The 25,174-nt window shown below is 54.9% G+C and carries 21 protein-coding genes; 15 read left to right on the forward strand and 6 right to left on the reverse strand.

Annotation, left to right across the window (positions count from 1 at the left end):
• Positions 1-89 precede the first annotated feature (89 nt).
• The 8 genes from arc (at position 90) to ACMTNU_RS06470 (ending at position 9,159) form a co-directional block, all read left to right on the forward strand.
• Positions 90-1,859: a proteasome ATPase gene (gene arc, locus ACMTNU_RS06435; RefSeq protein ID WP_413934402.1), complete on the forward strand. Its 1,770-nt coding sequence runs from the start codon at positions 90-92 to the stop codon at positions 1,857-1,859.
• Positions 1,860-1,866: 7 nt separating this feature from the next.
• Positions 1,867-3,366 (forward strand): depupylase/deamidase Dop, encoded by a 1,500-nt coding sequence (gene dop / locus ACMTNU_RS06440; RefSeq protein ID WP_413934435.1) that lies wholly within the window; start codon positions 1,867-1,869, stop codon positions 3,364-3,366.
• A gap of 228 nt (positions 3,367-3,594) precedes the next feature.
• Complete coding sequence (gene prcB, locus ACMTNU_RS06445; protein ID WP_413934403.1) at positions 3,595-4,410, forward strand: proteasome subunit beta; 816 nt, start codon at positions 3,595-3,597, stop codon at positions 4,408-4,410.
• 3 nt (positions 4,411-4,413) lie between these two features.
• Positions 4,414-5,100 carry a proteasome subunit alpha gene (prcA, locus tag ACMTNU_RS06450; protein WP_413934404.1) on the forward strand — a complete coding sequence of 229 codons (687 nt, stop codon included), beginning with the start codon at positions 4,414-4,416 and terminating at the stop codon, positions 5,098-5,100.
• Between the two features lie 90 nt (positions 5,101-5,190).
• The gene (gene pafA / locus ACMTNU_RS06455) at positions 5,191-6,567 is read left to right on the forward strand and encodes a Pup--protein ligase (protein ID WP_413934405.1); all 1,377 of its coding nucleotides are present in this window, start codon (positions 5,191-5,193) and stop codon (positions 6,565-6,567) included.
• The gene (locus ACMTNU_RS06460; RefSeq protein ID WP_413934406.1) at positions 6,564-7,556 is read left to right on the forward strand and encodes a M23 family metallopeptidase; all 993 of its coding nucleotides are present in this window, start codon (positions 6,564-6,566) and stop codon (positions 7,554-7,556) included. Before pafA ends, ACMTNU_RS06460 begins: the two co-directional genes overlap by 4 nt.
• Before the next feature lie 103 nt (positions 7,557-7,659).
• Positions 7,660-7,923, forward strand: a complete 264-nt coding sequence (locus ACMTNU_RS06465; protein WP_413934407.1) for a hypothetical protein — start codon at positions 7,660-7,662, stop codon at positions 7,921-7,923.
• 474 nt (positions 7,924-8,397) lie between these two features.
• The gene (locus tag ACMTNU_RS06470) at positions 8,398-9,159 is read left to right on the forward strand and encodes a hypothetical protein (protein WP_413934408.1); all 762 of its coding nucleotides are present in this window, start codon (positions 8,398-8,400) and stop codon (positions 9,157-9,159) included.
• 624 nt (positions 9,160-9,783) lie between these two features.
• On the opposite strand, the gene ACMTNU_RS06475 is transcribed toward ACMTNU_RS06470, so the two are convergent.
• Positions 9,784-10,488: a hypothetical protein gene (locus ACMTNU_RS06475; RefSeq protein WP_413934409.1), complete on the reverse strand. Its 705-nt coding sequence runs from the start codon at positions 10,486-10,488 to the stop codon at positions 9,784-9,786.
• 654 nt (positions 10,489-11,142) lie between these two features.
• Between ACMTNU_RS06475 and ACMTNU_RS06480 the strand changes: the two genes are divergently transcribed.
• Positions 11,143-11,910 (forward strand): hypothetical protein, encoded by a 768-nt coding sequence (locus ACMTNU_RS06480; protein WP_413934410.1) that lies wholly within the window; start codon positions 11,143-11,145, stop codon positions 11,908-11,910.
• A 76-nt stretch (positions 11,911-11,986) separates the two neighbouring features.
• On the opposite strand, the gene ACMTNU_RS06485 is transcribed toward ACMTNU_RS06480, so the two are convergent.
• The 5 genes from ACMTNU_RS06485 to galU form a co-directional block, all read right to left on the reverse strand.
• Positions 11,987-13,405: an HD domain-containing protein gene (locus tag ACMTNU_RS06485; protein ID WP_413934411.1), complete on the reverse strand. Its 1,419-nt coding sequence runs from the start codon at positions 13,403-13,405 to the stop codon at positions 11,987-11,989.
• A gap of 14 nt (positions 13,406-13,419) precedes the next feature.
• Positions 13,420-13,932, reverse strand: coding sequence for a DUF2062 domain-containing protein (locus tag ACMTNU_RS06490; RefSeq protein WP_413934412.1), 513 nt, complete (start codon positions 13,930-13,932; stop codon positions 13,420-13,422).
• Positions 13,932-14,975, reverse strand: coding sequence for a thiamine-phosphate kinase (gene thiL / locus ACMTNU_RS06495; protein WP_413934413.1), 1,044 nt, complete (start codon positions 14,973-14,975; stop codon positions 13,932-13,934). The genes ACMTNU_RS06490 and thiL overlap by 1 nt, the downstream gene beginning before the upstream one ends.
• Positions 14,976-14,984: 9 nt before the next feature.
• Positions 14,985-17,483, reverse strand: coding sequence for an endopeptidase La (gene lon, locus ACMTNU_RS06500; protein ID WP_413934414.1), 2,499 nt, complete (start codon positions 17,481-17,483; stop codon positions 14,985-14,987).
• A 242-nt stretch (positions 17,484-17,725) separates the two neighbouring features.
• Positions 17,726-18,622, reverse strand: a complete 897-nt coding sequence (galU, locus tag ACMTNU_RS06505; protein WP_413934415.1) for a UTP--glucose-1-phosphate uridylyltransferase GalU — start codon at positions 18,620-18,622, stop codon at positions 17,726-17,728.
• Positions 18,623-19,360: 738 nt separating this feature from the next.
• On the opposite strand from galU, the gene bamA reads away from it, so the two are divergent.
• The 6 genes from bamA (at position 19,361) to ACMTNU_RS06535 (ending at position 25,108) form a co-directional block, all read left to right on the forward strand.
• Positions 19,361-21,691, forward strand: coding sequence for an outer membrane protein assembly factor BamA (bamA, locus tag ACMTNU_RS06510; protein ID WP_413934416.1), 2,331 nt, complete (start codon positions 19,361-19,363; stop codon positions 21,689-21,691).
• Between the two features lie 13 nt (positions 21,692-21,704).
• Complete coding sequence (locus ACMTNU_RS06515; protein ID WP_413934417.1) at positions 21,705-22,280, forward strand: OmpH family outer membrane protein; 576 nt, start codon at positions 21,705-21,707, stop codon at positions 22,278-22,280.
• A gap of 19 nt (positions 22,281-22,299) precedes the next feature.
• Positions 22,300-22,845, forward strand: coding sequence for an OmpH family outer membrane protein (locus tag ACMTNU_RS06520; RefSeq protein ID WP_413934418.1), 546 nt, complete (start codon positions 22,300-22,302; stop codon positions 22,843-22,845).
• Between the two features lie 26 nt (positions 22,846-22,871).
• Positions 22,872-23,324, forward strand: coding sequence for a 3-hydroxyacyl-ACP dehydratase FabZ (gene fabZ / locus ACMTNU_RS06525; protein WP_413934419.1), 453 nt, complete (start codon positions 22,872-22,874; stop codon positions 23,322-23,324).
• Between the two features lie 99 nt (positions 23,325-23,423).
• Complete coding sequence (lpxA, locus tag ACMTNU_RS06530) at positions 23,424-24,242, forward strand: acyl-ACP--UDP-N-acetylglucosamine O-acyltransferase (protein ID WP_413934420.1); 819 nt, start codon at positions 23,424-23,426, stop codon at positions 24,240-24,242.
• A 23-nt stretch (positions 24,243-24,265) separates the two neighbouring features.
• Entirely contained in the window at positions 24,266-25,108 is an 843-nt protein-coding gene (locus tag ACMTNU_RS06535) for an LpxI family protein (protein ID WP_413934421.1), read from the forward strand.
• Positions 25,109-25,174 lie beyond the last annotated feature (66 nt).

Here is a 25,174-nt window from a genome sequence, read left to right on the forward strand (position 1 = left end):
GACCACCCCTAGGTCGGGTGTTAGAATCCCTCACACCAAACGTACTCTCGCTTAGGCTCGATATTTCGAGCTGGTCGTATCGTCTCACTATGGCGGATAGCAAGAGTCAGCCAAACCGGCTCCGGTCCCTCCGAGATTCTGTCAAGAAGATTACAAAGCGGTTGTCCGAGGGGGAGGGGGAGATGATTCACAAGAACAGTGAACAGGCTCGGGAGCTTGACAAACTTCGCGTGCAAATTCAGTCGATGGAAGAAGAGATCCGTCGGCTGTATCAATCTCGCTACCAACTCGACCAGGCGACCAAACAGAACGAGAAACTCGTCGCGACGCTGCAAGACGCCAAAGCTCAGATCGAGGCCCTTCGGGCTGAGGTGGAAAAGCTGACGGCGCCTCCGTCGAGCTACGCCATCTTTTCCAGTCTGAACGAAGACGGAACGGGCAATGTGTATGTGTCAGGGCGGAAAATGAAAGTGAGCCTTCATCCCTCGATCAACCGAACCGAGTTGCGGAAGGGGCGAGAAGTTGTCTTGAATGAAGCCCTCAATGTGGTGGAGGTCAAGGGATTTGACAGCCAAGGCGAAGTTGTTCGACTCAAGGATGTGTTAGAAGGGGGCCGGGCCTTGGTCACTCTCCATTTCGACGAGGAGAAGGTGGCTGATCTGGGCGATCCCTTGTTGGCTGAACGGCTGAGTGTGGGAGATCATCTGCTCTACGATGTACGTTCCGGCTACGTGATCGAAAAGCTCCCGAAGTCCGAAGCGGAAGAGCTGGTCTTGGAAGAAGTTCCGGATGTCGATTATGCGCACATCGGTGGTCTTCAGAAAGAGTTAGAGCAGGTCCGTGATGCCGTCGAACTCCCGTTTTTACATCCACAGGTCTTCGCAGAATACAAACTTAGTGCGCCCAAAGGGGTGTTGCTCTATGGGCCGCCTGGTTGCGGAAAGACCCTGATCGCCAAAGCGGTGGCCAACTCGATCGCCAAGAAGCTGGGAGATCGATCCGGGAAAGAGATTCGGAGCTATTTCCTGCATGTCAAAGGTCCGGAATTACTCAATAAGTACGTCGGTGAATCGGAGCGTCAAGTTCGTGAGGTGTTCAAGAAGGCCAAGGAGCGGGCCGAGGATGGACATCCAGTGATTGTCTTTTTTGATGAAATGGACGCGCTCTTTCGCACCCGTGGGACAGGCGTATCCTCGGATATTGAGTCAACGATCGTTCCCCAATTTCTCTCCGAGATCGACGGCGTCGAGCGATTGCGGAATGTCATCGTCATCGGAGCGAGCAATCGGCAGGATCTGATCGATCCGGCCGTGCTGCGTGCCGGGCGATTGGACGTCAAAGTGAAGGTGGGGCGACCGGATGCCGACGCAGCACGGGACATTTTCTCGAAGTATATCTCCACGGACCTTCCGTTCGCCGAGGAGGATGTCGCGCGGCATGGGGGGGATCGGCATGCGCTTGTCGAACGCTTGACCGCGATGACCGTCGAAGCCATGTATGCGGCCAGCGAAGAAAACAAGTTCATCGAAGTGACCTATGCCAACGGCGAAAAGGAAGTGTTGTACTTCAAGGACTTTGCCAGTGGGGCGTTGATCGAAGGGATTGTGTCGCGGGCGAAAAAGTTTGCCGTGAAGCGGGTGATCGCCAATGAGGGGACCGGTTTGCGTTCGGACGACCTGATCCGTGCCATCCGCGAAGAGTTCAAAGAACACGAAGATCTTCCCAATACGACCAATCCGGACGATTGGGCTAAGGTCGCCGGCAAGAAGGGTGAGAAGATCATCCACCTTCGGACCATCAGCGGTGGACCGACGGAACATCGTCAGATTGAAACCATGAGTACCGGCCACTATCTCTAGCCGCATGATGAAAGAACAAACTCCTACGAACTCGGTCCGGGTGCTTGGTACGGAAACTGAGTTCGGGATTGCATCGAGGGACGCGTCTGCGATGGACCCGGTGTCAGGGTCCTTCGCCGTGATCGGGCACTATCAAAACCTGGCGGCTCCAACCGCAATTTGGGACTACGAAAATGAGAACCCTCTGGTCGATGCACGCGGCTTTGAAGTCGAGGGGGAGCGTGAGCGTCCGAACCCGGACTATAATCGGCAGCTGAACAAGGTGTTGGCGAACGGCGGACGGCTGTATGTGGATGGAGCTCATCCAGAGTACTCGACGCCGGAGTGTTCACACGCTCGAGAGATCGTGGCATTTGAACGGGTGGGAGAGCGCATTCTGGCCTCATGCCTGCAGACGATGGCCCGCGCACGAGGCTTCGAAGTCTATACCCTCTATAAGAATAACTCCGACGGGAAAGGCAACAGCTACGGGTACCATGAGAACTACCTGATCTCAAGGACCGTCCCATTCGATCGGATTGCGCGCACATTGACGCCGTTTCTCGTCACCAGGCCGATCTTTGCCGGGGCGGGAAAAGTCGGGTCAGAAAATCAGACCACTCCAACGGAATATCAGATCTCTCAGCGCGCGGACTTTTTTGAATGTCTGTTGGACCTCAATACGATGGTCAAGCGGCCGATCATCAACACGCGCGACGAACCGCATGCGGATGCAGTGAGGTTCCGTCGACTCCATGTGATTACGGGCGACGCCAACATGGCGGAGCTGTCGACCTATCTCAAGGTGGGGACTTTGGACATCGTACTGCATCTGCTGGAAGCCGGTGCCGACTTGCCGCAGATCGAACTTGAGGAGCCGGTTCGGGTGTTCAAACAAGTGTCGCGAGATCTGGAAGCCAAGCAGACGGTGAAGTTGGCAGGAGGAAGGCCCACGACGGCGCTGGCGATCCAACGCGCCTACCTGAATGCGGCCAAGGTGTTCTATGCTTCGCAGGTTCACGGTCCCACGGTTCAGGATGTGCTGCTCCGTTGGGAAGATGTGCTGAATAAACTGGAGCGTGATCCGCGGTTGTTGGTCCATTCATTGGATTGGGTAGCGAAACGACATCTGATTGAGTCCTATATGGAACGAAAAGGCTGTGGCTGGGACGATCCACGCGTGAAATTGATGGATCTTCAATACCATGACGTCCGTCCTGAAAAAGGGCTTTTCTATACGCTGGAACGTAGCCAGCGCATTGAGCGGATCGTCGACGAAGCAGAAATCCAGCGAGCCGAGTTCCATCCTCCGACGGGCACGCGAGCCTATTTCCGAGGACGCTGTGTAAGTAAGTTTGCGAAGTCGTTATACGGTGCCAGTTGGACTTCGGTCTTGTTCGATGGCGGTGATACCACGATCAAGAAAGTCCCCTTGATGGATCCTCATCGTGGGACACAAGCCTTGACCGGGGCGCTGCTGGATGCTTCCGATTCGGTTGATGTGCTTCTTGAAAAGCTCAAGGTGTGACGAACGGTAATTGCAGCAAGCTAGTGGGAACTACTTCGACATCGCTGCGATACACAAGACCATGGAAGGTCTCAAATCAATGAACATCGCTCACAGGATGGTCAAAAAGACCGTCCAGCAAGGCCGCAGCGAGCGAAGAGGCGAGGCATACTGTGTCCCGTATGTTGAGCCTCTGAACGAGGCGAGAACGAAGCTGGCGGACTTTTTCAACATCCTACTAGGGACACGATGAAGCTGCCCCATCTCCCCGATCACGACGGTTCGAGTTTCGTGGAATTCCTTTCCAAACATTATCCTGGCTTGACGCTTGGAGCGAACGGGCTCGCGCCCAACGCCGATCCTACACGCACAGCCGGGGCAGTGTCGGTGCCCTCTGCTACGACCGTGTTGGCGATCAAGTATCAGCAGGGAGTGATCATTGCCGGGGACCGCCGCGCTACTGAGGGATTTCAGATCGCGGATCGGCGGATTGAGAAGGTATTCAAGATCGATGAGTGGTCGGCGATGGCGATTGCGGGGGCAGCCGGTCCCTGTATTGAGATGGCCAAGCTGTTCCAGACCGAGTTGGAGCACTACGAAAAATTAGAGGGTATGCCGCTTTCGTGCGAGGGGAAGGCCAATAAGCTGGGACAGATGGTAAAAGCGAATTTGCCCATGGTGTTCCAGGGGTTGGTCGTGATGCCGCTCTATGTCGGGTATGACCTGAAACGCGGCGAGGGCCGCATTTTTAAGTACGACATTACCGGCGGGAGATACGAAGAATCGGATTACCATGCCATCGGATCCGGCGGCAAAGATGCTCGCAATACCATGCGAGAACACTTTCAGCGGAATCTCTCCGAAGCGGACGTGATCAAGCTGGCGGTGTTGGCACTCTACAATGCCGCGGATGACGATGTTGGGACCGGTGGCCCCGACCTTGTGCGGGGGATTTATCCCACCGCCAAGATCGTAACGGATCAAGGCATCACGGATGTCGCGGAAGACACACTTCGGTCAGTGTGTGACATAGTCATGGCGGCTCGTCGTTCACGGGAGACCTAGTTCATGCCGATGCCCTACTACGTGTCCCCTGAACAGATGATGCAGGACAAGGCGGAGTACGCCAAGAAGGGGATCGCCAAGGGCCGATCGATCATCGCGATGGAGTATGTCGACGGGATTCTCTTGGCGGCCGACAATCCGAGCGCCTCGCTTCATAAAGTCTCTGAGATCTATGACAATATCGCATTCGCCGGGGCCGGCAAATATAGCGAGTTCGAGAATCTTCGGAAGGCCGGGATTCGCCACGCCGATCTCAAAGGATTCATGTATAGCCGAGAAGACGTCACCGGCCGATCGTTGGCGAATGGTTATTCGCAAAGTCTTGGGACGGTCTTCAGTCAGGAAATGAAGCCGTTGGAGGTGGAAATTCTCGTCGTACAGACCGGCATCAACAGCCATCCGAATGAAATCTATCGCATTTCCTTTGACGGGAGCATCATCGACGAAAAGAACGTTGCCGTGATTGGGGGGCGGGCGGACGTCGTGCAGAATTTCCTGAAGGACAAAAGCCCTAACCATGCCCCGAGCCTCGACGAGGCTTTACGGCTCTGTGTGGCGGCTCTCGATCAGACGGCCAATCAAAAGCTCCAGCCGGAGGGGTTGGAGGTTGCGGTGCTGGACCGCAGTCGGACCGGCCGGAAGTTCCGTCGCCTCGCGGTTGGCGATATTCGACGCGCACTCTCTTCCTAACCGCTACCGTTCACAATAGTGTCCTTTGTTGAAGATCCCGACCTGGGCGTATAATCTGAGTGTGGCTCGCGCATGATGACGGTGGGTCCCATGAAACAACGGATTTACGGCCTCGAGAACGAATACGGCCTCATTTTTTCCCCCAACGGCCGGATCTATCTGCCCATGGAAAAAGTCTTGGGCTACATCTTTGAAGGACTCATTCCGAACAGCTGGCCGTCGAACGCTTTTTTAGTCAACGGAGCGCGGTTCTATCAAGACACCGGCTGTCACCCCGAGTACTCGACCCCGGAGTGTGACAACATCCTGGATCTTGTCGTGCACGATAAGGCGGGAGAGCGACTGCTGGAAGCCTGTCTGCCTGCCGCAGAAGAGCGGCTTCGGGAGGAAGGCTTGTCCGGAGAGATCTATATTTTCAAGAACAATACGGACTCATTGGGCAATACGTACGGCTGCCATGAAAATTTCCTGATGCGCCGGGATGTCGATTTTTGGAAAGTCACCGAGCAGTTGATCCCATTTTTCGTCACCAGGCAGATCTTCAGCGGAGCCGGGAAAGTCTTGAAGGTCTCGGGGAAGCCCCAGTATTTCATCTCCCAACGTGCGCAACATATTCATGAGAAGACGTCGTCATCGACGACATCTTCTCGGAGCATCATTAATACCCGTGATGAGCCGCATTCCGACGCCGAACGGTATCGGCGTCTGCATATCATCGTCGGTGATTCGAACATGTCTGAGTATGCGACCTATCTCAAGGTGGGAACCGCCACGCTGGTCCTGTCGATGATTGAAGAAGGGTATGCGGTCCATGGGATGGAGCTGGAAGACTCGGTGAAGGCGATCCGCGAGGTGTCCCGCGATCCAACCTTGAAAAAGAAGGTCCGGCTCGATGACGGTCGCCAGATGACCGCCATAGAGATTCAACGGGTCTATCTGAGCCGTGCAAGAGACTATCTGGCACAAGAAGCGCATGACCCAACCCTTGATGATGTCTGCAACAAGTGGGAAGCGGTATTGCAGCAGTTGGAGGACGATCCGATGCAGCTGACGCATCAGATCGATTGGGTCACGAAGAAGCACCTGATCCAATCCTATGTCGACAAGAAGAATTGTGGATGGGACGATCCGAGGGTGTTGTTACTCGATCTGCAATACCATGATGTGAAACGGACGAGAGGGCTGTACTATCTGATGGAGGCTCGCGGGTTGGTCGAACGAGTTGTGGAGGAAGATGTCGTTCAGCGGGCCATGTCCACCCCACCGCAAACAACGAGGGCGAAGGTGCGGGGGGACTTCATTCGTTTCGCGCGGGCCAAGAACCGATCCTACACGGTTGATTGGACCTATTTGAAACTGAACGGGTACTGGGAGGAAACGATCCTTTGCATGGATCCCTTTAGTGCCCAGAATCGACGGGTCGAAGAACTGATCTCGCAAGTCTCAGGAGGGCGATTTTACCGATGAAACCATTGTTCAATCTCTCTCATACGCGGCCTATCGGGCTGGTACAGCTTGCGGTTGTTGTGCTGCTCACGCATCTTGCTCTGGCTCTCGTACCAGGCTCTCTACTAGCTGTTCAGGGTGCAGAGGGTCGTTATAGCGGCAAGCAGGGGCAGGTGCTTGTCGTGAAGGTGCCGTTGGAAGATGAATCGGCCACGGTGCAGGGAACGTTTCTTGGCCGCTCCATCCGGTTCTTCCCTGATCCGCGACTCGAGGAGCCAAAAGGGTTTGTGGGGTTGCTTGGGATTGACCTACAAGATGAGCCGGGAACGCATGATCTGCTCGTCGAGCTGAAGCAAGGGGAGCAGAGTCGCACTTTCAATTACAGCGTGTCGGTCGTTAAAGAGAAATTTCACATCGAGCATTTGACGCTGCCGAAAGACAAAGTTGATTTAGACGAGAAGACTGTAGCTCGGTGGAAGGCGGAACAGGAACAGATCAAAACGGGACTGGCGGTCGATTCACAGGCGAGATTATGGCAGCCCGGCTTCGTGGAGCCGGTGAGCGGCAGACGAACGGGGATCTTCGGCAGTGTCCGAATCATGAATGGCCAACCACGGAACCCGCATAATGGAGAAGATATCAGTGCGCCGCTCGGTACGCCCGTTGCGGCGACGAATGATGGGGTGGTGCGGCTTACTGTCGACCATTTTTTCTCAGGAAAGGGCCTCTTCCTTGACCATGGGCTGGGATTCTACTCGATGTATTTCCACTTGTCCGAAGTCCTCGTCAAAGACGGTGACGTGGTGAAAGCCGGACAAATCGTCGGGAAAGTCGGCGCCACCGGTCGGGCGACCGGTCCGCATCTCCATTGGGGTGTCAAACTCAACGGCGCGCGTGTGAATCCATACTCGTTGCTCGATCTTCCCTTCAAAGGTGCCATACAGTCCGCAACTCCAGCATCAGTCTCGCTCACCGAACCGGCTTCCGGGATGGGTTCGCCAACTCCGTAACCCCCACCACGTTCCAGCTCCTTCTTCCCTGATGATTTCCAGTTGACCGGAGTCTCACCGCAGGCATACCCTTTAGAGCATTCTTAACGATGGGTCATCCGACATGCGAACCTTCTTATTCCTATGCGCGGCAGTCTCCCTCCTGATCTCCGCGCATAAGTTTTCACTGGCTGAGCCGAGTGGCCAGTACAAGAGCGCGTTATTCTTTCTCCTCATCGGCATCCAAATGCTGATCACTGGGGCCCTCATCGGTGACCACCAAGACGAGCGCGATCTGAAGTCACAGAAGGAGATCGAAAAGGAAGACCGGAAAGAAGTGGGGCTGACTGGCGTGAATGCGTCGGCGGAAGAAGGGAAGAAATCGTGAGGGAGTGTGCGGTGAAATTCCCAAAGAGGCTTGCTGATACTAAGGTCTCCTGGTGCCAGGTTACGAACAAACCAATGTGAATCGTAGGAGAATATACCGGCTAACCCTCATGTCTTGGTATTGTGTTCGATCCCGATTCCAAGGGGCTAGGATCAGAAGAGATCCTTTCCAGTCTCGAGTCTCCAGTCTAGATTCTTAATCAATACTCAATTGTTGTTTGGCCACAGGGTGTGGGGCCTGATCGATGGTCCGTAAACCGTTCTATACCGAGAGATTAGAACGGCAACCTCGAATCGTTTTGGATTACAACTGATGTCAAATCCCTCGTTTAGGTTAAGATGGGTAGCAGTTGGACTGCCTCTGCGAGATTCTACAGACTGTCTAAGCATTGTTAGCTCTCTCCAGAGCCCACGACGTGACACTCGGTGAGAGGTGACCGTGACTGTAAACTGAATCGACATTGCGGCGCTGCGTATGCTCTGCGCCGATTGGCTCATGCAGTTGGGGCGCGATGCAGGACTCCCGTTCAGCCAATACGGCTCACGCGGTGACTCGTTCACGATAGTGTCGCCCAACGAGTTGAATGTCATTGGTCATTTCACCGATGCTGAGCCGTACCTCCGCTTCGTCAGTAGCGATCCTTCGCAACAACCGCTGATTGATTCGCTGGCGATTGAGACCGCATCACGAGTCAAGCAGGGCAACGTTGGCTCGACTGTCTGGCACTCCGCCACATGCCCCGCGCCCGGCTATCAGATTGCTGCGCCCTTCTCCATGGGCTCATTCATGGAGCGGTTGAGCAATCAGACTCGCATAGTCGGCTGGTGGCGTCTGGGATCAAATGTTCTTATCGAGTTTGCGGAGGAGTTGCCGAACGACTGGGATCCGAAGAACGCGCTCTTGCCACCCCAAGCTCTCGCTCACGTGCACATAGCAGTACCTGCTCCTTGTGTCGGCAACTTCTCTTCACACATCGCCCACGCTGTACTCGAAACCACCGCAGTCATTTGCAGCTTCGCACTTGGCCGAGCTGTTTCGTTGCCACCCAGCGCTTTTCCGACTCGCCCCGAAATGGCACCGGGAGTGCAGGCTCGCCAGTTCGATCAAAGTGTCCTCACGCTCGCTCGCAAGCACGTCGCCCTAGATATTTTCACTCTTGTTGGTGTCCCAGGCGGCTTCGAGTGCTTTCAACGACTTCGATCCGCATTTCTGACCTTTGACGCGGCGAAGCACTAGGAGCACGACGCAGTCGCCTGCATCTTCTAGGTGGTCGTGGCCGAGTGTCTAACGACGTTACGCACGCCTTGGCGCGACTCCAAGCTCACTAAGCGCTTTGTTGAGTTCTTCGATGCTCTTATGCCAGACGAGCTAGACCAGATGGTCGCGCATGGGAACTTTGAGACTGTCTTTGGAATACGACGCGGCACACGAACCGCCCGCGCGCTACGGCGGGAGATGCTGAAACAGATTTACGAGTATCGGTCCGGCAACCTTCACGCTGGGCTGCGACCAAGTTACCGCGGCTTCGCTTCGGGCTTTGACACGGGCGAGAACATACGTTGCGCTCTCTTCGCCGACTTCGCGGAAGGTGCCATCCTTCGGTATCTGAGTTCCCCGCGATCCAGCCTCGTTGGTCACCCAAACTATTCGTAGTTCATATTCGGTTGTGGAAGAGGCGCGTAACCATTTCCTCGAGTGGACTGTCACCGGGTAGGGGGGGATTAGGGGACGGATCCTTTGCGTTGCAGTCTGTCCTGCCAGGGGCAGCTTGCTCGGGCCAACTTTTCGCAATGGACTAAGCCTCATGCGGCAGGACAAAGGCATGGAAGGGCGCATTAATGACGAGTAGGACGGGCAGGTCTAGCTGAGGAGCCAATTCCAGAATGTGGTGAGCCAGCTGAGAATCATGCTAATCCAGGAGTTGTCTGTCTCCGCAGGGTCTGTGTTTGTGGGCGTCGATGGTGCTGATGATGACAGGTTTGGCGTAGGAGCGACTGGCTCTGATCGCTGAGCCACGATGGGGACTTGCGACGGTGGTTGTGCAGGCACGGCTGGCTCAGTGGCAATAGCTTGAGCAACGTGTGGCGTTTCTTCATCCGCGGCTACCGGCCCAGCAGCCGGGGATTCTTCCATCTCCTGCTTATACTGTGCGGCTGTACTCTGCAAGGAGGCGCTTTCATGCCGAAGGTCTGCAATCTTGCGAGCGAGGTTCCAACTTTGGTTCATCAATGCGGTAACCTGTCCTTTGAGCAAGGTGAGACTCGCCTCCGCCCGCTCTCTCATGATCGGTAACTGCTCTTCCTCATGTTGTAGAGCCATACGTAGCTCAGCCGTCGTCGCATCGTCTTGCCGATTAGCGGCCTGCAGCCAGACGATTTGCTGATCAAGTTCCTTCACCTCGTTTCGAACCACCTCAAGTGCGTGCGTGTCTTCTTGGGCCTGGGTTTTGAGCCGTTCATAGGCACTCTGGCTGACACAGCCAACCTCTATCGAGAGCATTCCTGCGAGCACGCACACTGTGATCCGTTGAAGGGTTCTTAGGACTATGGTGGTAGGATGTGTCATGGATCTTGCCTCATTGGTTAGGTGCCAAGAAAGCATGTGTGTCTTGAAGTGCCGTTGGGTCGATGAGGACCTGAGCGTAGTGTCTCAAGAACTCGTGAATTGCTCAACATACTTACGAAAGTTTACCTGGCTCGATATCGTTCGAAGGACAAGCCGCGTTGCTGTGTGGACCGTGATCGTCGTTCCGGCAGGCTGACGAAATGTTCCGGTCACCTGTCCCAACGCGCACTAGGCAGGTGTTTGCGTGGGACGATCAAGGGTAGCCGTTTGAATTGGAACAGCGTATCGGGATCGCATGGGTGGCGGGTGCAAGTTAAAGATCTTCGTGGCGTCTTCCTGGTCCTGTGCAGAGGCTGGAACAGCCAACAACAGTGAGAGCCCCCAAACAACCATGATGCGTGTCCAAGAAATCACCGGATCTGTCCTTACTTTTACTCGTATACATCCCCGTTAAGTGAGCAATTACGCATGTTCTATGCCTTTGTCCATCAAAGACCAAGAGGTTGGTTTAGGCGAGTGAAAGGGGATTAAGTGTGCCGGTGAAGTGACCGATACAGTCTTGTATGTGTAGAGGAAGCGAGAGATTTCGAAAGAACTCCACATCGGACAATCCTGGTTGGGGCTGATCTTAAACAACGAAGTGGGAGCGCGCTGATGTTTGACGGGTTTGAGTTTCCGGACGTGACGGGTTATGCGGTGGCCATTCTTGGTCTACTGGTCCTCTGGCAGTATTACCAACTGCAAATCCTGTCGGGGCGCATTCTGGCCGTGGATATTTTTGATCGCTCCGGCACCCGAATGTATATCTATGTTGTGCCTGATGATGATCATGTGTGCGATGTCTGTGAGGCCGCGCATGGTCGTGTGTTTTTGCCGTCTCACGTTGCAAAGAAACACTTTTCTCCTCTCACCGGAGACTGTACTCGTCCGACTCCCTGCAACGGAGTCCTGCTTGGTTTGTACGGCGCGTGGCTGGAGGCCAGAGGCGTGTTGGAAAACCTTCGTGAGAACGTCAAGAAAGGCGGGATCCAACTCTCAGCCGAAGAAGTCCGCGCATTGGTGAACGGGCAGTGGGAGCGTTGCATCAGCGCAGAAACCGATCGAGTGTCGGTCTATTTGATCGAGGCCATGGTGTCCGAACGAGGCAGCCCGGAGGTCTCGATTGAGGGCTATCGCTACGTGGTCAATGAAGCGAAGGAAGTCCGGCACCTCATGCTTCTTGTTCCCGCGTATCTCCGGCTCGTACAACTGTTGCTTCAGGCAGGAGAGGAGGCAGAGGCGCTTGAGATCATTGAACAGTTTGAGCGTCGGTTCCCACGGTCGAAGCGCGGTTCGCATTTTCCATTAGAGCCTCAACGGGACTTCATGACAAGCAAGAAATCCCAATTGATGAAGAGTCTTCCGCTCAAGATGGCGGCGTAGAGACGGGTGTGCTATGCCACATGCGTTCTTGATCGCCCCTGCCTCTCACCACTTCCTAAGAGTCAAAGGACGGTGTTCAGTAGTGTGATTCTAGACTGGTCGGTGTTTTGTTCAGCACAGTTGCGGCGGCTTGCGAGAGCGCGGCGTCGTGGGCATGGTCTGGCGCGTAAATCCGAAACTGGACCAGTCTCGTGGGCAGCAGATCCAGGCACTCTTCCAATAGTTCAGTCGAAACCTGGCCTGTACCGGGATCATAGACGTAGAGGGGGTTGCCCCGTGAATCCTTCGGGTCTGGCCGCGGATCCAACAGGGCCATGTCTACTCGAAACGGATACCGCTTCAGCCGAGTCGGTAGCTCCTTCATAATTTGCTGCTCAAAGTGGCGATGGCTGGGGAAGGCCATCCCGCGTTCCTGCCCCTTTTCTTTCAAGGTCGTACTGTAGGCCATTTTCCATTTGATATCGCGGTCCAGAATTCTGGTCCATTCCTGTCCCAAATGACGGCGCGATTTGCTGCGGCTCTGCACCCATCCCCGGACCTCTTCCAGGAGCGACCAATCGGTCAGAGTTTGGTAGCCGCCCATATTCTTTCGCGGATCGCGAGGGCAGATGAGCTTCATCGTGTCTCCGAAGATATCGCGAAGGTGAATATCGATGGATCTGGTTGTGCGATGGAAATACACATTTGAATAGAGATACATCCGGGTGTTGAGGAACATCTGGAGCGCGGGGAGCCCGGTCTTATGAATGGTGAATCCCTTCTCCGTCACGATGGTGTAATGAATCAACCGTGTGAGATCGACCGGTCCCACCGCGACGCCGCACATATACGAGTCCCGCAAGACGTAGTCCAAGTTGTCCCCGGTGTAGCTTCCGGAGATGATAGGTTGGAGCATATTCAGCCAGCGAGGGAGTCGGGAGTTGTCCTTGCCTTTTTCTTTGAGGATCAGATGAGCGACCTGGTCCGGGTTCAACTCTTCACCTTTGGCGAAGGGGCCGGAAGGACTCCGGCGGATCTTTTTAATCAAAGGGGCGAGATGGTCTCGGATGATAATTTGTCCCAATCGTTCATGGGTCAGGCCGAATCCATGGAGAAAATTGTCGTCGAAGAAATGGCAGAAAGGCCCGTGTCCGATGTCGTGCACTAAGGCCGTGATGCGCAAGAGCTCCTCAACATAATTGGCCGAGGGCACGTCTTTGACGGTCTTTTTCAGAAAGGGGTACAAGTGTCGAGCGAATCGTCCGGCCACATGCATGGTCCCTAAGGAGTGGACGAATCTGGTGTGTTCGGCGGACGGATAGACCCAACGGGCGCTTTGCAACTGATAGATGTACCGCAGTCGCTGCACCCAGGGGGAATCGATCAGGTCCTTCTCTGTATGTTCGTGCGGGTCGGGGTTTGCAAATGGAACGGTAAAGGTGACGTACTTGTGAATCGGATCGGCGATGAGTGCAGAGCCATCGTAGGGGGCATCAGGACGGTCTACGGGTTCCATAGATAGTGGGTATCTTAGCCCACCTGGTCAGAGGGCGGCAATGGTTTGGCCAGATCGGATGCTGACTCTGGCCGGTATTTCGTAATAAAGAAATACGCGGCGGGGTATGAGATCATGGTGCCGAGTATACTGAGAATGAACCCTCCCAGCACAAACGGGCCGGCATAGGGGAGGACTTGCTCATAGATGCCGTTGAAGCTCAAGTCGTGCCAATCGAAGGTCGGGGTATCGGTGCGTCCGAGCAGGAACGCCCCGGTCCAATAGGTTGCGCCTAAGATCGGAATAATGGTCCAGGGGTTGTTGATCAGCGCTCCGGCCAACAATGCCACAAAGTTGAGACCGAACAGCCAGGTGCACAGCGCCACCATGGCCGTATGCAGGCCATACGCCGGTGAAAACGCAATAAAGACGCCTAAGGCGAAGGCCAAAGCTGTGCGGCGAGGAGACTCCCGTAGATGAAGCACTTGGCGTAAGAGTGCACGAAAGGATCGGCTGCGTTTCACCGGCTGGTTGCTGAGTTCGGACATCAGTGAAAATGCTCGTAGCTGGTGACCGGCAGCAGTTGCCTTTTCCCGCCGGATGACATCCGTATTCCAAATCGCTTCGAGCGGATCGTCCCGATGCAGGTCACGCGATAGCCGCGGGCGCGGGCTTGCTGTTCAATCGTACTTCGAGAGCCTGGAGCGGCGGTGAAGAGGAGTTCATAGTCCTCGCCCCCGCTCAGCGCGAGCTGAACCGGTGAGCGGCCAGCTGCTTTGCCGTAGGCCTGGCAGGCTGCCGAGATCGGAAGTTTCTCGAGTTCCACCTCTGCGCCTACCTGACTCGCTTCACAGAGATGACGAAGATCTCCCGATAGACCATCGGAGAGATCGATGGCGGAAGTGGCCAGTCGTTTCTGATTCAGCCACTGTCCTTCTGACACTCTCGCCGTTGGGTGCAGGTGGCGGTCGATCAGAAATCGTTGATGTGAGGCAAGGAGGGCTAGCCTGTTCTTGCTTGAGCGGTGAGCCCTGTGGAGCGGCATCAATAGGCGAAGCCCTGCGAGAGAATCTCCGAGCGTACCGGTGACGTAGATCAGGTCATCGACTTGAGCTCCGTGACGAAAGAGAGCCCTTCGTGTGGGAGTGGTACCGATGAGCGTGATGTTGAGAAAGAGCCCGGCTTTGGAGGCTGAAGTGTCTCCACCGATGAGCGCCACGCCATCGCGTCCGCATGCGTTCATCAGGCCGCTGTAGACCTTGAAGATGTCCGATGATTTCAGTGTCTTCGGGATGGCTAGTGAAACAAGTAGATAGCGAGGGGTGGCCCCCATGGCAGCAAGATCGCTGAGGTTAGCCATGGCGGCGCGATATCCGACCGACTCCGGGGCCGCAGACTTGAAGTTGAAATGGATGCCTTCCGCGAGCAAGTCTGTCGTGACATGCCACCAAGTCCGTGAGGTGGGTTCAACGACCGCGGCATCGTCACCGATGCCCCGGACAAGCCCGGGCACGGCGTGAGCAAACCGGCCTGCGAGGCCTCGGATCAGAGGGAATTCCTGAATGGCTGGCTTGGCCTTACGATTGGCCACAAGGCGATCCTATGCACGTGCCGGGATTCGGTCGGCCATCACTGTTGCTGGGAGCTCGTGAGACCGCCGCCCTTTACCTGACCGCAGAGGGCGGATGCGGGCTGGTGCCGGAGGGGCTGGCTGTGCTTTTGAAGCCGGGGGCGTCTTTCCACGTCGGCGGAGGGCGATCTTTATGACGTCGTCCATAGTATCGACAAATGCCAGCTGAATGCCTTTCAAAAGGTGTTTGGGAATTTCTTCGAGATCCTTCTTGTTCCGGCGAGGCAAGATTACGGTTGTCAGCTTGGCCCGTTTGGCCGCCAGGATCTTTTCCTTCAACCCTCCGATTGGAAGGACACGGCCGCGCAAGGTAATTTCTCCCGTCATGGCCAGATCCCGCCTTGTGGGGATACCGGAGAACGCAGAGGCAATCGCCGTAGCCATTGTGATACCGGCGGAAGGCCCATCCTTGGGAATCGCACCTGCGGGGACATGAATATGCAGATCTTGTCTGCTGAACATGCTGGGATCAATATTCAGGCTTTTCTCCCTCGAACGGACATAGCTGAGGGCCGCTTGGGCGGACTCCTTCATCACATCTCCGAGGTGTCCGGTAAGGGTCAACTGGCCCTTGCCTTTCATGACGGTCGCCTCGATGTACAACACATCGCCACCCGCCTCGGTCCAGGCCAGGCCAGTGGCGACGCCGGTCTCGTCTTGTTCGAGCTCAGCTTCCGGAACGTACTTTGAGACGCCGAGATATTTATTCAGATTTGATGGATCGATGGAGAATCCCTGCCCCTTGCCTTCGGCCACTTTCTTGGCGACCTTGCGCATGACGTTGGCGATCTCGCGCTCGAGATTTCTGACTCCGGCTTCCCTGGTGTAGTGTGAGATGATTTGTCTGATGGCGGGTTCCGTGAGCTGTACGTGTTTGTTGGTGATGCCGTGTTCGTCGAGTTGGCGCGGAATTAAGTAGCGCTGGGCGATGCCGAGTTTCTCCTCCTCCGTGTATCCTGGGATTTCAATGACCTCCATCCGATCGCGCAGTGCAGGCAGAATCGGATCGATCAAATTGGCCGTGGTGATGAACATTACTTCGGTCAGGTCGAAGGGGACTCCGAGGTAGTGGTCGGTGAAGGCCGTGTTTTGTTCAGGGTCGAGCACTTCCAGTAAGGCGGCAGAAGGATCGCCTCGGAAATCCATTCCCACCTTATCTACCTCGTCCAGCATGAACACGGGATTGCTGGTTCCCGCCTGTTTCATGCCTTGGATCATACGGCCCGGCAATGCTCCGACGTAGGTCCGGCGATGGCCGCGGATTTCCGCCTCATCCCGCACACCGCCCAAGCTGATCCGCACAAATTCTCGACCCAGGGCTTTGGCAATCGATTTGCCCAACGAGGTTTTGCCGACTCCGGGCGGACCGACGAAGCACAAGATCGGTCCCTTCATTTTCTCTTTCAGCTTTCGCACCGCCAGATATTCCAGGATCCGTTCTTTGACCTTTTCAAGATCGTAGTGATCTTCGTTCAGCACCTTGGCTGCGGCTTTCAGCTCAAGGTTGTCCTTCGACCGTTTCGACCAGGGTAACTCGACCATCCATTCCAGATAGGTACGGACAGTGGCGGACTCAGCGGTATCGGGATGCATTTTTTCGAGGCGCTTGAGCTGTTTCTCTGCTTCTTTCAGCACCTTCTCTGGCATCTTGGCGTCTTTGATACGTTTGCGGAATTCTGTGATCTCTTCCGCTCGTTCGTCCAGTTCACCCAACTCCTTCTGAATCGCCTTCAGCTGTTCCCGGAGAAAGTATTCGCGCTGTGTTTTGTCCATCTCGCCTTTGGCTTGCGCCTGGATCTTCTGCTGCATGGAGAGGACTTCAATTTCTTTCCCCAGAATGTCGCTGACCTGTCGAAGTCGTTGAATTGGGTCGGCAATTTCCAAGGCGGCTTGGGTTATGTCGACTTTGAGGCCAAGATTGGAGGCGACCATGTCGGCCAAGCGTCCCGGTTCCTCGAGATTTTCGATGACGACCATGACATCGGGGATCAGGACTTTGCCTAGACTGACGATCCGCTCGATCTGTTCCTTCACGGTCCGCATCACGGCTTCGGCTTCCAGTGGTGTGGCCGCTGGTTTCGTGTCGGGAACTTTGTCGATTCGAACGGAGTAGTAGGGATCGGTTTGGATGTATTTATTGATCTTGGCTTTCGCGATGCCTTGGACCAAGATCTTGATGCGCTCATCCGGCAGTTTCAGCATCCGCATGATGATGCCGACGGTCCCAACGGTGTGGATGTCCTTGGGGGTTGGGTTCTCGACATCCAGCGCTTTTTGGGTGGCAAGGAAAATCATCCGGTTACCGGCTAAGGCTGCTTCGATCGCTTTAATCGACATGTCGCGTCCAACGAACAGCGGAAGGACCATGTAGGGAAAGACGACAATGTCTCGGACCGGCAACAGCGGGAGCTGGCTGGGGACCTCAATGTTTTGGGGGGGCTGGATATCCTGCTCGTTTAGGTCGGTCATGTCTATGGGCCTGTTCTGTTTATCGACACATGAAACTTCGGTTCAATGGACCAGAAGGCGGTTATTGCTCGCGCATGTCTCAACGATCTGCTCCTTCATAATTGTCGTACGGTACTTTCAGAAAGAAGGGCCAATTGAGATTGCGCAATGCGCTGATTGAACACTTCGTTTACCGTACGGTCTCGTGTAGAATCGGTGGTGCCGAGATCCTTGGGACAGCCTTCCCATCAGGGCCGATAGGATCATCCGCGACGATTATTCGATGTGGTGTGCGTTCTGGTCGAGAGGTAGTCGCGGAACTCTGCTCCCAATGCCGGGTTCTTTAAGGCAAACTCCACGGTGGCGATCAAAAAGCCCAGCTTGTCTCCAGCGTCGTGGCGCTGGCCCTCGACCTCGAGTGCATACATCGGAGATTTTTTTGCCAGTGTCTTGAGCGCATCGGTCAACTGAATTTCTCCGTTCTTTCCCGGGGCTGTTTTTCTCAGGATGGGAAAAATTTCCGGAGGAAGGATATAGCGACCGATCACAGCAAGCGTGGACGGTGCATCGGCGGGAGACGGTTTTTCAACCAAATCCTCAACTCGGTGCAACCCGTGAGAGAGGCGTTTCGGCGTGATGATACCGTATCGACTGACATCCGCTTTCGGAACATCCTGCACTCCCAGGACTGCCCCGTGTCGTTTCTTATAGACGTGGATGAGTTGAGCGAGCCCCGGCACGTCGGCGTCGATGATTTCGTCCCCCAGAATCACGGCGAATGGCTCATCTCCGATCAGGTGTTGGGCACACAAGACGGCATGTCCCAAACCCAATGCCTCTGACTGGCGGACATAGCAGAAATTCGCGAGATTAGAAATCTGTCGAATCTGATGGAGGACTTGGCTTTTCCCTGTTCCCTTTAAATTCTCTTCCAACTCGACGGAACGATCAAAGTGATCTTCGATGGCACGTTTGCCGCGCCCTGTGATTACGATAATATCTTCGATGCCTGAGGCGACCGCTTCTTCAACCGTATACTGAATGAGCGGCTTGTCGACCAGCGGCAACATCTCCTTGGGAGAGGCCTTGGTCGCAGGAAGGAAACGTGTGCCCAAACCAGCTGCAGGGATCACGGCTTTTCTGACTGTAAGGCGAGACATGCGAGGATAGTATGTGATGGATTGAGCGAAGTCAAGAAACAGACGAACTGATTGCAAGGCGTGTCAATTGAGTGGATGGACGATACGGCTGCTTCTTGAAGTCTGTGTCTGAATGCTGTGACAGCCCAATTCCTAACCCATATGATCCATGGGCGTTGTCCCAGTCATTGCCGAGAGGTTCCCGTAAGACTATTTTCTCGCTCGTCATTCGCTCTTCGATGGAACTCAAGGTCGTGAGTCTGCCGAACAGTGAAACATAAAGCGGCTCTCGTTTTCGAATGCGCACGCTTCACGGGAGAGGCTGCTCCGGATCGTTCGGTCATGGGTTGCCTGGTTCTAGCCGGTAGATTCAATCAGCTGCTTGTGCGCTGGTGGTTTGGTCGTCGAGCAACCGAGCGAGCTCAAGCCGTATGGGTCGGCAATTTGATGCGCGGGGTTCGTATAGACAAGGAGTGCGGGACACTGGTGAATTTCAAAATGAAGGTCGGATCGCTGCTTTACAATGTGTGGCGACCTCAATATAATCCTGAAGTTTTGCGAGCCTGTGTCTCGTCAAGAGGCGTACACGAGAGTTGTTCCGAGTGATGGATCTGCTGGAAGTACGCTGCCAGCTGAGGGTCGGCTTGTTATCCGTGCGCGCTCGCAAGCAGCTGGGTTTGTTACGTATCGCGTGAGATCTCGTATGATGATATCGCCTCTACCGTCCACCTCCACCTTGCGCCAGAGGAATCCTCATTGGTGACCGGGCATGCCGTCTACAGATCCCGATCATTGATGGTTGTGGCACTGGTGGCTTCAGTCTTCTGGGGTGGGCTCGACAGTTATGGGCAGGGCGTCGAGCCGAAGGTGACCTCGATCGACATCCGGGGGGCCAAGCGGATTGAGGCAGCGGCGATTATTGGTCGTCTCACGCTCAAGCCAGATGACCCGTATACATCGGAACATGTACGTGGCCAGATTCGGATTCTGTACGACACCGGATTTTTCGAGGATGTGCAGGTGGAAACCGAGTCGGTTCCTGCCGGTATGGCGGTGACGTTTGTTGTGCGGGAAAAGCCCTTCATCAGTGAGGTCGTCTTTGACGGAAACGAGCACCTGAGCGACGAGAAGTTGAAAGAGAAAACAACCATCAAGAGCCAGACGTTTCTCGATCAGCAACAGGTGAAAGAGAGTGCCGAGCGGCTGCGTCTTGCCTATCAGCAGGACGGATATTTTAGTGCACAAGTCACCCCGGTGATTCAGGCGATTGATGACGATCGGATGCGCCTGATCTTTCACGTGACAGAAGGAGAGAAAGCACGGGTTAAAACGGTGGTGTTTGATGGACTTACTGGGACCAGCAAGACAGAGTTGCTCAATGTGATGGCGACCAGAGAGTGGATCCCGTGGTACGGCCTTTTCACGAAATTGAAACTCCCCTCTTTTTTCTCCGATGCCGGTCTGTTGAAACGGGAGGAGATGGACAACGATGTGGAGCGGATCAGGGAGGTGTTGCTCAATAAAGGATACTTTAATGCGCGAGTCGGTCAGCCATCGGTTGAACTGACCGAAGATAAAAAATGGTTCATCGTCAGCTATCCCGTCTCCGAGGGAGAGCCGTTTACAGTCAGTGAAGTCGGGTTTCGAGGGTATACGGTGTTCGAGGACCCTGAGCTTCGTCAAGGGTTGAAAATTAAGGATGGGGAGATCTTTCAACGAGCTAAAATCCGGGATGAGATCACACGGCTGACGGATCTCTACGGCAGCAAGGGATATTCCTTTGCCGAGGTGGTTCCCAGCGTCAATCCGAACAATGAGGAACGAACAGTCGCGATCATCTTCAGTCTGAAAGAAGGCGAGATGATGCGGATCCGACAAATTAATATCAACGGAAACGATAAAACGCGCGATAACGTCATCCGACGAGAAATACGAGTCGATGAGCAAGATGTGATCGACACCGCCTCTCTGAAACGCAGTTTTCAGCGTTTGAATAATCTGAACTTTTTCGAAACGGTCGAGATTCTGCCGAATCAGGTTGCGCCGGACAAGGTGGATTTGAATGTGCGAGTGAAGGAAAAGCCGACTGGCATGTTCAGTCTTGGCGGAGGCTTCAGCACCCTCGATCGGCTCGTGGCAATCGCCGACATTACGCAGGGGAATTTGGGCGGGTATGGGTATCTCGGTCGTATCCGGGGCCAGCTGGGGCAGCGCCGAAGTCTCGGGTCCATCACCTTCCGTAACCCCTATCTCTATGATTCGTTGACGTCGCTCCAGGTAGACGGGTATCGAAGTATGACCAATTATCTTTCCTATTTCGAAGAGCGAACCGGTGGAAATGTCACACTGGGGCGATGGCTATCCGAGTATGTGACGGGGAGCGTCAGTATCTTCGGGGAACAAATCACGTTCAGGGACCCACAAGCAGGTATCTGTACGCCAGGGAAGGAGCTGGTGCCAATTGTCTGTCAGCAGTTGGGCACACAGTCGTCGACGGGATTTCGGTTTGCGATGTTTCGGGATACCAGAGACTACTACCTTGATCCCAGGACCGGTTGGCGGATCGGCGGCGGATTTGATATCGGGACGCCTCTGATGGGCGGGACCAATAATTTCATCAAGTACCACGTCGATGTCATCAAGGTTACTCCGCTGCCGTTCGACATGAGAGTGTCGCTACGGGCTCGCTTCGGAGAGATTCAGGCACTTAACGGCACAAGAATTCCGCTCAGTGAACGATTCTTCGTGGGTGGAATCAATACCATGCGCGGGTTTGCGTTCGGACGAGCCGGTCCCGTCGTTCCGACAACTCGCGCTCCGTTCGGTGCCGCCAAACAGTTGATCTTCAGCAGCGAGTTGATTTTTACAATCTCAGCGGAAGCCAAATTGAACGGTGTGCTCTTCTTCGATTATGGCAAAGGGTTTGATGAGGATGAGCCGTTGTCGATCAATTTGCGACCCGCTGCGGGTCTTGAGGGTCGGTGGATCTCTCCCTTCGGCCCCTTGCGCGTGGCCTATGGGATCAATCTCGACGCACGAACCGGTGAGCGAGCCGGTGTGTTTGAGTTTACGATCGGAACCTTGTTCTAAAGGGAGTGTTGTTGTGACGGAGTTGAGTGTGCATGGGATGTGGTTGCGGTGCTTGGTCTGGCGGCTTGGTTGGCTGTCGGGAGTATTGGGCGTTGTGTTGTTTGTAGGGGGATGTGCCAGTCAGGGAGCCAAGCTTGAAAGCAAGGTAGGGGTGATCAACGCCCAGCGCCTCTTGAACGAAACGAATGCGGGGAAGCGGGCGAAGGATATTCTGGCCTCGTTCTCCAAGAATCGACAGGCGTTGATGGAGTCGGAGGAGCGGGAGTTGCGGCGGATGGAGGAGGATTTTGCACGACAAGCGTCCATCCTGAGTCCCTCTGCAAAACGGGAGCGGGAGGAACAATTTCGTCGACGCATGCAGGAGTATCAACAAAAGGCTGCGGAGTTGAATCGCGAAGTTCAAGAAAAACAGAAGGATGTCCTGGAAGGGTTTCGTGACAAGGTCGAAGCGGTGGTCGCCAAGGTGGCGAAGGGGTTGGGGGTGCAGGTGGTTGTTGATAAGAGCAAGGGGGGGGCAACCATCTATCATGAAGACGGGTTGGATATTTCAAACCAAGTGATCGAAGCGTTCAACCGCGAATATCCATAGTGTCTGCGGGAGGTAGGTCATGATGATGAATCGTACCAAAATGATCGTGCTGGCTGTTCTGTGGTCTGTGGCTCAATGGGCCGCGCCTCTTTATGCGGGAGATCCGCTTAAGGTGGGGGTGATGGATCAACAACTCGTTTTTGAGCGAAGCAAGGCGGGGAAGGCGGCGTTGGAAGATATGGCAGGCTATGCCCAGACCAGACAGAAGATTATCAATTCCGACGAGCAGGAACTCAAGGAATTGCAGCAATCGCTGGAAGACCCGAATACCAAGCTCACCGATGCTGTCCGGCAAGAGAAGGAAGAACAGTTGAGGGGCAAGGTGGAGGCCTATCAGCATCGGGTGCAAGAGTTCAATCGTGAGGTTCAGCAGAAGCGAGGTGAAATGGTCGCGGAATATTCAAAAAAGATCGCGGCAGCCGCGCAAGCCGTCGCTCAAAAAGAAGGCTATGCGGCCATTCTCGACAAGGGTAATGATTCGGTGCTCCGCGTCGTGCTCTATCACCAGGCTGCGTTGGATGTGACGGAGTTGGTCGTCAAAGAATTTGATCGGCAAAACCCTTAGGTCAAGGACAGAGAGGAGGCAGGTCAATGGCATCGGTCGAGCAGGTTGAAATTCAAGCATTACTTCCCCACCGGTACCCCTTCCTGTTGGTGGATCGGGTCAAAGAGTTTGAGCCACATAAGCGAATCGTCGGGATCAAGAATGTCACGATCAATGAGCCGTTTTTTCAAGGCCATTTCCCGGGGCGCCCCGTCATGCCTGGGGTATTGATCATCGAGGCTATGGCACAGGCGGGAGGCGTGCTGGTGTTCAAGTCGGGAGGGACGGTCGGCAAAACGATCATGTATTTGACGGGAATTGAGGAAGCGAAATTCAGAAAGCCGGTCGTGCCGGGTGATCAACTTCGGTTTGAGATCGACGTCCTCAAGAAACGTCCGCCGTTCTGGAAGATGCAGGGGAAGGCATTCGTCGACAATGAGGTGGTGTGTGAGGCTGTGGTCACGGCGATGGTGATGGAAGAAAAGACCGAAGCGCAGTAATCAATCATCGTTACGTGTCAACGTCCACGCCGCAGGGTCGGATGCGCACATGGTCGAGAGAGCGCGGTTGAAGGCTGACCAATTTTAAAGGGGGCAGGTGTGAAGATACATCCATCAGCGATTGTCCATCCCAAGGCCACGCTCGATACTGATGTCGAGGTGGGGCCCTTCTGTGTCGTTGGAGAACACGTGGTCATTGGAAAGGGGAGCCGCCTCCACTCTCATGTGAATGTTGAGGGGTGGACGGAGATTGGAGAGCGAAACGAAGTACACCCCTTTGCGTCCATCGGAGGGCCTCCTCAGCACCTCGCCTATAAAGGGGAGCCGACCAAGGTGATGATCGGCCATGACAACATCATCCGGGAATACGTCACGATCAACAGGGGGACCGTCCAAGGGGGCGGTGTGACTTCTCTAGGTTCCAAGGGCATTCTCATGGCCTATGTGCATGTGGCGCACGATTGCCGGCTCGGCAACCACATTATTATGGCCAACGCCGCGAGCTTGGCCGGACATATCACGATCGGAGATCATTCCGTCATCGGGGGGTTGACCGGTGTGCTTCAGTTTGTGCGCATCGGAGACTATGTCATGGTCGGAGGGTGTTGTGCGATCGGTCAGGATATCCCGCCGTTTGCGTTCGCGGCCGGCGGATATCGTGCGCATCTGTATGGCCTCAATACGGTTGGTTTGCAACGACATGGCTTCTCCGTAGACCGCATTGCCTTGTTAAGGAAGGCGTTTGATCTGCTCTTTCGAACAGGTCATCGAACGGCCGAGGCGATCAAGTTGGCGAAAAAGGAGTTCAAGGGACAGGAGGATGTGGCCAAGATTCTTGCGTTTATGGAGGGGACTAAACGAGGAATCTCGAGGGCCGTCAGCTCCGACCTTGAACGTGAATTCGATCAACCGGTGTGACACCGAGCACGATGGGTCTCACCATGCCGATAGTGGACGGTCGAATCGGGGTGATCGCCGGGAATGGGCGATTCCCGATCATCTTCTCCGATAACGCTCGCAAGATGGGTCTTCAAGTCGTTGCTGTGGCTCATGAAGGTGAAACAGAACCGGAGCTCGAGCAGCATGTCGACCGGATTCACTGGGTCAAGATCGGCCAACTGAATAAATTGATCAATGCCTTCAAGGCCGACGGGGTACGCCATGTCGTGATGCTGGGAGGCGTTAAGAAGACCCACATCTACAGCAAGGCCCGTCCTGATTTTCGCGTGTTGGCTTTAGCCACGAAATTGGTTCTCTGGAAGGATGATGATATTCTCCGTGCATTGGCGGCAGAACTCGAGAAGGATGGCATCACGATTTGTGAATCGACGTTCGGTCTTGACGGTATTTTGGTCACGGAAGGCACGTTGACTTCTCGCCAGCCTACAAAAAAGGAATGGGGCGATATCCGATATGGGTGGGAGGTTGCCAGAGAGACAGGACGTCTCGATATCGGTCAATGCGTGGTCGTCAAGGATCGTACGATTGTAGCAGTTGAGGCGGTTGAAGGAACCGATGAGGCGATCAAGCGTGGAGGCGCACTCGCCAAGGATGGAGTGGTCGTCGTGAAGCGGTGTAAGCCGCAACAGGACCTCCGATTTGATTTGCCGGCTGTCGGGCCGAGAACCATTGAGGTCATGCGCTCCGTCAAGGCGTCCGTGCTGGCCGTCGAGGCAGGTCGGTCGGTGATGCTGGATCGAGAGGTGCTCCTTCGCCATGCAGAGGATGCAGGAATCGCCGTTGTCGGCGTGGCTCGTGAGGAAGAGTCGAGCCTGGGGACCTGAGTCAACGGAGCAGTTTCAGAGTCCGAAGATCTGTTGATCTATTGATTGCTGAAACTCACCGATTCG

Origin of the sequence: Nitrospira sp. BLG_1, from assembly GCF_047338595.1 — a bacterium.
GTDB lineage: Bacteria > Nitrospirota > Nitrospiria > Nitrospirales > Nitrospiraceae > Nitrospira_D.

Excerpts from the sequence above, each read along its gene's own strand:
- arc (WP_413934402.1), top strand. The coding sequence starts at position 90 with ATGGCGGATAGCAAGAGTCAGCCAAACCGGCTCCGGTCCCTCCGAGAT.
- dop (WP_413934435.1), top strand. The coding sequence starts at position 1,867 with ATGAAAGAACAAACTCCTACGAACTCGGTCCGGGTGCTTGGTACGGAA.
- prcB (WP_413934403.1), top strand. The coding sequence starts at position 3,595 with ATGAAGCTGCCCCATCTCCCCGATCACGACGGTTCGAGTTTCGTGGAA.
- prcA (WP_413934404.1), top strand. The coding sequence starts at position 4,414 with ATGCCGATGCCCTACTACGTGTCCCCTGAACAGATGATGCAGGACAAG.
- pafA (WP_413934405.1), top strand. The coding sequence starts at position 5,191 with ATGAAACAACGGATTTACGGCCTCGAGAACGAATACGGCCTCATTTTT.
- ACMTNU_RS06460 (WP_413934406.1), top strand. The coding sequence starts at position 6,564 with ATGAAACCATTGTTCAATCTCTCTCATACGCGGCCTATCGGGCTGGTA.
- ACMTNU_RS06465 (WP_413934407.1), top strand. The coding sequence starts at position 7,660 with ATGCGAACCTTCTTATTCCTATGCGCGGCAGTCTCCCTCCTGATCTCC.
- ACMTNU_RS06470 (WP_413934408.1), top strand. The coding sequence starts at position 8,398 with ATGCTCTGCGCCGATTGGCTCATGCAGTTGGGGCGCGATGCAGGACTC.
- ACMTNU_RS06475 (WP_413934409.1), bottom strand. The coding sequence starts at position 10,488 with ATGACACATCCTACCACCATAGTCCTAAGAACCCTTCAACGGATCACA.
- ACMTNU_RS06480 (WP_413934410.1), top strand. The coding sequence starts at position 11,143 with ATGTTTGACGGGTTTGAGTTTCCGGACGTGACGGGTTATGCGGTGGCC.
- ACMTNU_RS06485 (WP_413934411.1), bottom strand. The coding sequence starts at position 13,405 with ATGGAACCCGTAGACCGTCCTGATGCCCCCTACGATGGCTCTGCACTC.
- ACMTNU_RS06490 (WP_413934412.1), bottom strand. The coding sequence starts at position 13,932 with ATGTCCGAACTCAGCAACCAGCCGGTGAAACGCAGCCGATCCTTTCGT.
- lon (WP_413934414.1), bottom strand. The coding sequence starts at position 17,483 with ATGACCGACCTAAACGAGCAGGATATCCAGCCCCCCCAAAACATTGAG.
- galU (WP_413934415.1), bottom strand. The coding sequence starts at position 18,622 with ATGTCTCGCCTTACAGTCAGAAAAGCCGTGATCCCTGCAGCTGGTTTG.
- ACMTNU_RS06520 (WP_413934418.1), top strand. The coding sequence starts at position 22,300 with ATGATGATGAATCGTACCAAAATGATCGTGCTGGCTGTTCTGTGGTCT.
- fabZ (WP_413934419.1), top strand. The coding sequence starts at position 22,872 with ATGGCATCGGTCGAGCAGGTTGAAATTCAAGCATTACTTCCCCACCGG.
- ACMTNU_RS06535 (WP_413934421.1), top strand. The coding sequence starts at position 24,266 with ATGCCGATAGTGGACGGTCGAATCGGGGTGATCGCCGGGAATGGGCGA.